The organism is Streptomyces phytophilus (genome assembly GCF_013870535.1).
GTDB classification, from domain to species: Bacteria; Actinomycetota; Actinomycetes; order Streptomycetales; family Streptomycetaceae; genus Streptomyces; species Streptomyces phytophilus.
The window spans coordinates 1-8585 of sequence record NZ_JACBXC010000142.1; the positions used below are offsets into that span (position 1 = coordinate 1).

6 protein-coding genes are annotated in these 8585 nt (G+C 70.1%); 2 read left to right on the forward strand and 4 right to left on the reverse strand.

Annotated elements, in window-relative coordinates:
* The coding region (locus H5J30_RS10215; protein WP_181787106.1) for an amidohydrolase family protein at positions 1–591 on the forward strand (591 nt) is incomplete at its 5' end.
* A 38-nt stretch (positions 592–629) separates the two neighbouring features.
* On the opposite strand, the gene H5J30_RS10220 is transcribed toward H5J30_RS10215, so the two are convergent.
* The 4 genes from H5J30_RS10220 to H5J30_RS10235 form a co-directional block, all read right to left on the reverse strand.
* The gene (locus H5J30_RS10220) at positions 630–887 is read right to left on the reverse strand and encodes a hypothetical protein (RefSeq protein ID WP_181787107.1); all 258 of its coding nucleotides are present in this window, start codon (positions 885–887) and stop codon (positions 630–632) included.
* Between the two features lie 12 nt (positions 888–899).
* Entirely contained in the window at positions 900–5231 is a 4332-nt protein-coding gene (locus H5J30_RS10225; protein ID WP_181787108.1) for a golvesin C-terminal-like domain-containing protein, read from the reverse strand.
* 270 nt (positions 5232–5501) lie between these two features.
* A complete protein-coding gene (locus tag H5J30_RS10230; RefSeq protein ID WP_181787109.1) occupies positions 5502–6032 on the reverse strand; it encodes a peptidase inhibitor family I36 protein in 531 nt (176 codons plus the stop codon).
* 1 nt (position 6033) lies between these two features.
* The gene (locus H5J30_RS10235) at positions 6034–6903 is read right to left on the reverse strand and encodes a hypothetical protein (RefSeq protein WP_181787110.1); all 870 of its coding nucleotides are present in this window, start codon (positions 6901–6903) and stop codon (positions 6034–6036) included.
* Between the two features lie 601 nt (positions 6904–7504).
* On the opposite strand from H5J30_RS10235, the gene H5J30_RS10240 reads away from it, so the two are divergent.
* Positions 7505–8585 (forward strand): polyprenyl synthetase family protein (locus H5J30_RS10240; RefSeq protein ID WP_181787111.1); only part of this gene is annotated, 1081 nt, incomplete at its 3' end.

The window sequence follows — 8585 nt, forward strand, 5'->3', positions numbered from 1 at the left end:
GTCGCCCTCGTCCGCGCCGCCAAGCGGGCCGGGCTGCCGGTCACGGCCGAGGCCGCGCCGCACCACCTGGTCCTCACCGACGACGAGGCGGCCCGGCACGGCCCCGGCGTGAAGGTCAACCCGCCGCTGCGCTCCGCCGCCGACGCGCGCGCGGTGCGCGCCGGGCTGCGCGACGGCACCCTCGACGTGGTGGCCACCGACCACGCACCGCACCCCGCGCACACGAAGAACTGCTCCTGGCTGCGCGCCGCGTTCGGCCTGACGTCGCTGGAGACGGCGCTGCCCGTGGTGGCGGAGGTGTTCACGGACGGGCGGACCGGCGCGGTGGACTGGGCCGCGGTCGCCCGGGTGATGTCCGTCGGCCCCGCGCGGATCGGATGTATCGCCGACGTGGCGGGCCGCCCGCTCGCACCCGGCGAGCCCGCCACGTTCTGCCTGGTCCGCGCGGAGCGCTGGCGGGTCGACCCGGAGATCCGCTACAGCACCTCGGGCAACACCCCCTTCGGCGGCCGGGAGTTCGCGCACCGCGTCATGCTCACGGTCCTCACCGGCCGCCGCACCCACGACATCCGCCGGCCCCGGGCCGGATGACGGGGAGTGTCATGCGGCCCGGGGCGAACCGGCGGTGGTCACGAGCGGCTTGTGCTCCTGGACTCCAGGAGGAGTCTGGCCACGGCCGAGAGGATCCCGGGAACGGTGATGAACCAGAGGTCGGCGTAGTCTCCCAGCCAGAGGAGGATTGCGGGGATCGCCGCGATCGAGGCGACGAGGTGCGTCACCGCGACGGGGACTGCCGACTCCGGCCCGTTCGCGAGCCAGGAGAGCCAGGCCCAGGCGAGCATGGCCACTGGCACGCCGACGACGTAGGCCAGAGTCAGCAGCAGCAATTCATGTCTCCTTTACTTGTCGCTGAACTGCGGGTCGGGCTGCAGCGAGGCATCGACGCAGAAGTGTCCCGAGGGATTCGCTCCGGCGGAGTCCAGGGGGTCGATTCCCCATGGGTTTCCGCCTCGTCCGGTCGTCGCGCCGCAGTCACCGTAGGCCATCTTGGAGACGTCTACGCCGGTGAGATCGATCGCGTTGGTGAAGTGCTCGTAGTCACCGGTGATGACCGGCGCCGGGCCGGTCGCGGGCTTTCCGTCCAGGCCCACCGCCTTGCCGTTGCGGTACAGGTACTGGTTCGGCATGTACGACGAGCGCAGCAGTGGCCGGCCGCTGTTGGAGATGACCGTTCCGTCGGTGCAGACGGAGAAGTTCAGCTCCTGCCAGATGGGCCCGGCGCTGTTGAAGAGCGATCCGGTCAGGCCGGGCTTGAAGAAGGCGTTGTAGATCTCTCCGGCCAGCTTCTTCACCGATGCCGGAGCAAGTCCGTTGGCCTCCACGGCGCTCTTCCAGCTCCCGACGTTGCCTGTCACCTTCTCCGAGGCCAGCGCCACGCGGTAGCCGATCGACCCGCCGGAGGTGTACAGCGAGGCCACGCACGTGCCTCCGGGTGTGGGCTGGTTCGACTTGTCGGTGATCACCGGCTTCTTGCCGACACCCTGGTACTCCCTGCCGGGCAGGACCCCGGTGGAGTTGGTGTCGGTCGTGGTCATCGTGCCGTCGTGGTCGTTGAGGTCCATGGCGCTGTAGTTCATGTCCGGCGGGGCGATGCCGTAGTCCGCCTCGATGGCCTGGAACGTGTCCGTGACGAAATCGGGCAGGTGGGTGTCTCCGGTGCGAGAGCTGTACTCCACGTACTCGCTGCCGTCGACGATCTTGCCGTCGCCGGTCTTGACGTACGACACCTTTGCTTTCGTGCGGATCTTGTAGGAGCCGTCGTCGCTGTCGAAGTACGACGGCTTGTCGACGCTGGTGGGGCGCTGGCCGACCGGGTTGGAGAACTTCAGCCAGGCCGGGATGGACTTGCCGTCCGGATGGTCCGTCGGATGCGTGCCGGCTGCCTGGGCGGCGGCGTTCCACTTCTGCATCGCCGCCTCGGTCCGGGCTCCGGCACAGTCGGTGTCGACCCCGCCGTTGGGACAGGTCGGCAGCGCGGTCACGCCTCCGGAGGTGCCGATGGCCCAGTCGTGCAGGTCCTGCCGTGAGGCGAACGGCGTGTTCAGTTTGCGCGCCTCGTCCGCGGGGTCCAGGTTCTGGTCCTCGTCGAAGTAGGCGACCGCGGAGACGCTGTCCTCCACGTAGGTGCCGTCGATCGGCTTGACCGCTACGGCGTCGAAGGCGATGTCCTCGTCTCCGGTGCCGTCGGGTGTGACGGAGGTCAGGCTCACCTTGGGCTTGTTGCCGAACATGAACGCGCCCAGGTTGAGCCAGCGGTTGGATCCGCCGGGCTGCTGGACGGTGCGGTAGCGGGGCCCGTCCCGGGTTTCGATCCTGTATCTGGCCTGCTTGGTGTGGGCGCCGTGGTCGGGCAGGTGCACCAGCACCTGTGCCGGGCCGCTGACGGTGGTGTCGAAGTTCCAGTTTCCGGTGACCTTCAGCCGCTCACCCTTCGCGTCCCCCTTGCGGGTGTGCGTGAAGTAGAAGTGGCCGTTGAAGCCGCCGCCGATCTGGTGGGTGTCCACCTTGCCCGGCCAGTACCGGGTGGGGTCCGGTGGCCGGGTCTCGCCCTCCCCGAAGTCGAAACTGAAAGTTCCTCCGATCGACAGCTGCGGACTGCAGTTGGGGCGGACGGATCTGGTGCCGTTGGGGACGTCGTCGACGACGAGTGCGCCGGCCGGCAGCCCGTTGAGATCGCAGTTGGGCGGGTACGCGGTGCCGTCCGCTTCTTCGGGATAGGTGTCGTTGAAGCGGACGAACTCGTTGCCGCAGGTGTAGTCGCAGTCCGCTTTCCATGCGGCCGAGGTGTTCCACCAGCAGCGGAAGTCGCCGCGGACGCAGGGGCCGGTGGTGGAGTCGTCGTTCGACGCGTCGTCGCCGATCTTGTCGGGGCGGCAGTCGTTGAGGTCGCTGCAGAACAGGTCCTCCGGGGGCTTGGCCAGCGCGCGGTGGTACTTCGCCGAGCCCTTGACCGTCGCGTCGCCGTCGGTGCCGTTCCACCAGGCGGGACGGAAGCCCGCCACCAGCTTGTTGGGCGCCTCCAGCAGCTCGGGCGGGTGGGCGGCGAACCCGATGACCTTCTCCTGGTAGGGCCAGTCCTGGGGATGGGCCGCATCCGCGTAGTCGTCGTTGCCCAGGCGGTCTTCCATGAACGGACTGCGCCCCGCGTCCCACTCGGGGTTGGCGGGGTTGTTCGCCCAGCCCACTCCCCAGGCGCCGTTGTACTTGCCCGCGTCGCTCTCCGGGTAGAAGCCGGAGTTGTACGCCCACAGCGCGAAGAACCAGTTCTCCAGCCGCTTCACGTCACCGTTGTTGAGGATGAGGCCGGCCCTGCGGGTCTGGTTCCACTTGTCGGACAGGATCTGCAAGCCGGCGGCGATGTTCGCGGTGTAGTCCAGTGCGACGGCACGCTGCTTGTCGTACGGCCAGGCGGTGGGTCCGCCGTCCTCGCGGCCCGCACGGCGCATGTGGTCGGTGACCTGTGTGATGCCGTAGCCGCAGTCCGCCTCCGACCAGTCCACGTCCCAGTCGTTGGCGGTCGTGTAGTCGTAGTAGTCGATGCCGTAGTAGTTGCCGATCAGCGGGTTGCCGGTCACCCCGGGAACAGCGGACCTGGCGGCCTGCCACATGTTGGACTCCTGGGCCGTCACACCGAGCATCACCTGCGCCGGGACCCGCCCGCCGCCCTCCAGCGCGGGGCGCGGGAAGAGGGTCTGCGGCTGATAGGCGGGCATACCCAGGTTCTTCCAGCCCGCCGGCCGGGAGATGTGCTTGTTCAGGTTGCCGGTGACGGCCTGGTTCACCGCCCACTCCACCTGCCGGGGCTTGGGCTGCATCGCCTGGTTCTTCGGGTCGTTGCGGGGCACCGAACACACCCGCTCGTCCTCCACCGGATCCGTCGGGCTCGCCGCCCGCGCCGACGCCGGCGGGGCGGCCTTCCCGGCACCGCGCGACAGGGCCGCGGACATCGCGGATCCGTCGGCCGCATGGACGCTCGGCAGCGTACCGGGAGTGACGGTGAACTCCTTCTCCGGCCGCTCACCCCCCGGGGCGTCGAGAAGCCGGAGGCCGACGTTCACCGGTCGCGGTCGTGCAGCCTCCGCGGCCGAGATGCGGCTGTCCTTTCCATCCGCCCACACCGTGCCGGTCACCAGCGCGTCGCCGGTGGTGGAGGCGAGGCTGCGGGCCGGCGTGCCGGGGGCGTGGGTGACCGTCGCGGGCAACCGGCCCGCCGTCTCGGTGGCGCCGGTGATGAACAGCTCACCGGAGGCCGCCCGCGCGAGGCCGGTATCGGTGCGCGGGCCCGTGGCCAGCACACGGGGCTCGCCCCCGCCGCGGCCGGAACCCCGGGGGAGATGCCTGACGGTGGTCCTGGCGTCCGCGGCCTTCTCCAGGAACGCCAGCCCGCCGGCCGCGTCGGGGGTGAGCCGGTAGGCCACCGATCGGGTCGCGGCCAGTGTCTTTGTCCCGCCGTCCGTGCCGACGGTGACGAGGCGGCCGCCGGCCGCCGCGACGATTCCGCCCCGGGCCGGCACCGCGGAGGTCAGCTGGCCGTCGACGGTGACGGGGTCGGCCGGCTCGCCACTGGCCGCGTCGACCTCGACGAAGCGCGTGGCGGGCTTGTCCTCGCCCCCGGACAGTGTCAGCACCGCCGTCTCACCGGCCCCGCAGCCGGGGTTGTAGTACGACAGCGACGCCTGCTGGGCGAGCTTGGTCACCTTCCCCGTGGTCAGGTCCACGATGGCGGTGAAACCGCCGCGGGCCATCAGCTCCGCCTCATTGGTGAAAGTCCGCGGCGCGTACACGACCACGGCGCGGGTACCGGAGCCGGTGATACAGGCGTTGCCGATCCAACTGTCGGTGTCGAACCCGGGCTCGGACAGAGAAGCGACGGTCTTCCAGGCGTAGCCCTCGGCCCTCGCCGCGGTGAGGATGTGGAAGCCGGTGGCGTCTCCGCTGGTCGCCACCGCCCTGTCGGTGGACGTGCGGTAGTCGGCGCCGAGCAGCTCGGTGCGCTTGTCCTCGGGGATCGCTGCCGCCGGCGGTCCGCCCGCCCGGTCGGCGGCCGGACTCCGGCGGTCGGCGGTGGCCGCGGACGCGGGACCGGTCCAGCTGCCCAACAGGCCGGCGGGCAGGGCCACCGCGAGGGCGAAGGCCACCGAGGCGGCCCGTAACGATGTGAAGGGTCTCAAGATGCCTCCCGTGTCGGGGCCGGGCTCGTGGACGTGATCACCGGCTCCTCGGGCATCTCGACACCGCCGGGCCCGGCAGGCTGCTGCCTGCCGACTGCTGCCCGTGGCTGCCCGGCTGCGGGCCGGGCGGTATCCGAGGTGGCACCTCGCTGAAGTCGCCCGGCCCTGTGACCTTCAGCGCGTTCAAGCGGCCTGCCGGCTCAGTACGGTTGTTCGTGACCTCGTGGGGCACGTGCACGCCCGGCAGCGCGCCGGCGGGTGTCCGGCGTCTCAGTTGAGGATCTTCTGGGACGCGTTGTCGTTCTTCAGGGTGGCGCTGAGGTTCCTGTTGTTCCCGGCTCCGATGGTGTCCGACGGACCCGAATAGCCCGAGTTGTAGTACACGCGGACGTCGGCGGTCAGGTTGTTGCCGACCGCGGCCGCGTTGTTCTTGACCCGCTGTCCCTTGCCGCTGGTGGACTGGCAGGAACTCGTCCCGTTGCTCAGCGAGTACAGCAGTGACCGGCGGTCGAACACGTAGTGGACGTTGATGCCGTCGCCGGCGTAGTAGCCGGCGTAGTTCGAGATGTTGATGTTGGAGATGAAGCAGGAGCTGCTCCAGTAGCCGTTCCCGCCCGAGTTGTAATTGAGCATCACGCAGCGATTGTTGCCGCTGGAGCTGCATCTGTCGGAGCGGTAGGTGTCCACCGCCCACGCGTTGGCGGGGAAGGCCAGCCCCAGCGTGGTGGCGGTGAGAGCGCCGAGGGTGATGACGGATGCCTGCCGCCGAGTACGTGCGATGCGCCCGCGAGAGTCTGCCATGTCAGCTGTACGCAGCCGCGTTCTGGACGACCTGGTCATTCTTCTCCTTCTGTTCGTCAAGAGCGGGTCGTTGCCTGCCTATCTCTTCCTCCTGCATTTCTGTCTCGACCGAGAAGTACACGTTGACGAGGTCCGTGGACTTCTTGCACTCGACATCGGCGACAGCCTGGGAGATCTCGTCCTGCGCCGCTCCGTCCGCAGGCGCTGAGAATGCCTGGTCGATCGCCTCAAGGGGTGACGTGAAGCTGTAGCCCCTGGTCTGCATGCAGGCGGCCCACTCCTGATTGACCTGGATGGCCCTGGGGTCCTGCTTGAGCCGCTGGAAGGTGTCGACGTTGATCTTGCTGGCGAGTTCGTCGCCGAACTCGCCGATTATTCGGTCGGATTCGCCCCGGCAGCCGCCCTCTGGAATGTCCATGCCCTGGTAGTCCTGACCGGTCGGCGCGCTCTGCCCCTCGGAGACCGTCAGGTCGAAAACGTAGTTCGCCACCTCCCCTTCCGGCTCGTACGGGGTCCACTCCTCGACGGGCTCGGGCGGCTGGTAGCCGTGCTGCCTGGCCTCCCCCAGGTCGGTGATGCCGTACCGGCGCTTCATGTTGGCCGAGTTGTACTCGCCGGGCGGGTGGCTTCCGGGTGCCGGCGGCGCGAAGTCGAAGCCGAACCGGCCCATGCAATCGCGTTGCAGAGTGTTGTTCGCCTGCTGGATCGTGACCTGCTCGGGGTAGGTCTGGAGATACGCCTCGACCGGAAGCTTCAGGTCCTTGGCGAGACCGCTGTCGACGTCCGCCTGCGGCCAGGCGGTCTTGTCGACCGTCTCCGCGATGGAATTACCCGCTTCGACCTGCCCGCGCGGAGCGCCTTCGCTCTCCACGGCCTCGGCGCACGAGGCAAGGAAGGCAACGCACGATAAAACAAGCACACCTGTTCCGGGAGCGGCCCATCGGCCACTGCGCCGTCTTGCCCGGTCCCCTGTCGCCATATCTGCTCCTCGCACAAGAACCGCACAAATGCCGACCGGCAGTTGCGGAATGAAATCGCTCCCAGTGAACACTCCCCGGGATATTTCGACTATTGCCTCAAAAGGTAGCCGGGGGCTACCGGTCAGCATGCGGGCGAGAGGCGGAGGGGGCGGCGGTCACTGTCCGCCCGCGGCGCATGAGCGATTATCCGGATATGTGATGGTGTAGGGCATGCGTATCGGCAACGATGCGTATCACGTGTGATTCCGCACACACCCCGCACACCGCGCCATGCGTACGGAGCGGTGGCGGCGTTAGCCCTGTCGGGGTCAACTGCCGCCGGGATCGGGGCCTGCGGCCGAGGCCGGGCTTAGGTTCCCTTGTGGCGCGCGCGATCTTCGGGCAGGGGCTGATCCGAGCGGGTCGGTCCCCCGGCGTGAGTCGTCGGCGTGAGGTGACGTCGCGTGCCGCCGCCCGCGATGCCTGCCCGGCCCCCGACCCCTGGAGCCCCGCTTGTCCCACCTGCCCTCCGGCCCCCGCCACCGTGACGAGCGGGGTGTCCGGCCCACATCGAGCCCGGAAGGCCGCATCCGGGCTGCCTTTCCGTGCGTACAGCAGTACCTCGACGGGCTCATCGACCGCTTCTACGGGGTCCGGCACCCCATGCTCGACGCCTCGATGCGGACGCTCGTCGCCCGGGGGCGGCGCGATCCGCAGGAGTTCGCCCTGCCCCTGCTCGTCCACGCGGCGGTGCGGGGCAGTACCGAGCCCGCCGTGCCCGTCGCGGCGGTGCACGCGCTGTGGTGGCGGGCCGCCAATGCGCTCGACGACGCGGTCGACGGCGGCGGCGACGACGGCGACGCCGGTGCCGGTGCCGGTGCCGGTCCGCGGTCGTACGGGATGGCCGGGAGTGCCGCCCTGACCGCCACCCTGGAGTGCGGCTACGGACTGCCGCTGCGCGTGCTCGCCACCCTGCCGGTGCCCGAGGCCCTGCGCCGGGCGCTGACCGCCGACTACCTCGACGGCTGGACCGCCGCCTGCGACGGGCAGCTCGGCGACCTCCTCAACGAGCCGGACGCGGTGGGGCCCGACGAGGTGCGCGAGGTGTACCGGAAGAAGAGCGGCGCGGTCTACGCCATGGCCTGCGTGCTGGCCGCCCGGCTGGCGCACGGCGCCGGGGCGGCCGTGCCCGGTCCCCGGGCGGACGAGGTCGCGGCGTGGGGTGAGTTCGGCGAGGTCCTGGGGATCCTGGCGCAGCTCCGCAACGATCACGAGGACCTGCACGGCGGCACCGGGGAGGATCTGCGGAACGGGACCGCCACCTACCGCCTCGCGCAGCTGCTGCACCGGACGGACCGGGCCGCGGGGGACCGGGCCCGGCTGCTGCTCGGCCGGGCCGCCGACTCCGAACCCCACCACCGCGAGCTGACCGAGCTGCTCGGCTCCCCGGAGGTGCTGCGTCCCTGCAACCGCCTCCTGGCCGAACTGCGCCACCGCGCCCACGCCCTGCTGGACGTCCTGTCTCCCGCTTCCCCCTACACCGCCCTGCTGCGGGCCCGCGTCGACGCCGAGGCCCGGCCCCTCGATCCACGTG

Bases quoted from the DNA above. Each gene is read 5' to 3' on its own strand.
- H5J30_RS10230 (WP_181787109.1), bottom strand. From the start codon at position 6,032: ATGGCAGACTCTCGCGGGCGCATCGCACGTACTCGGCGGCAGGCATCC.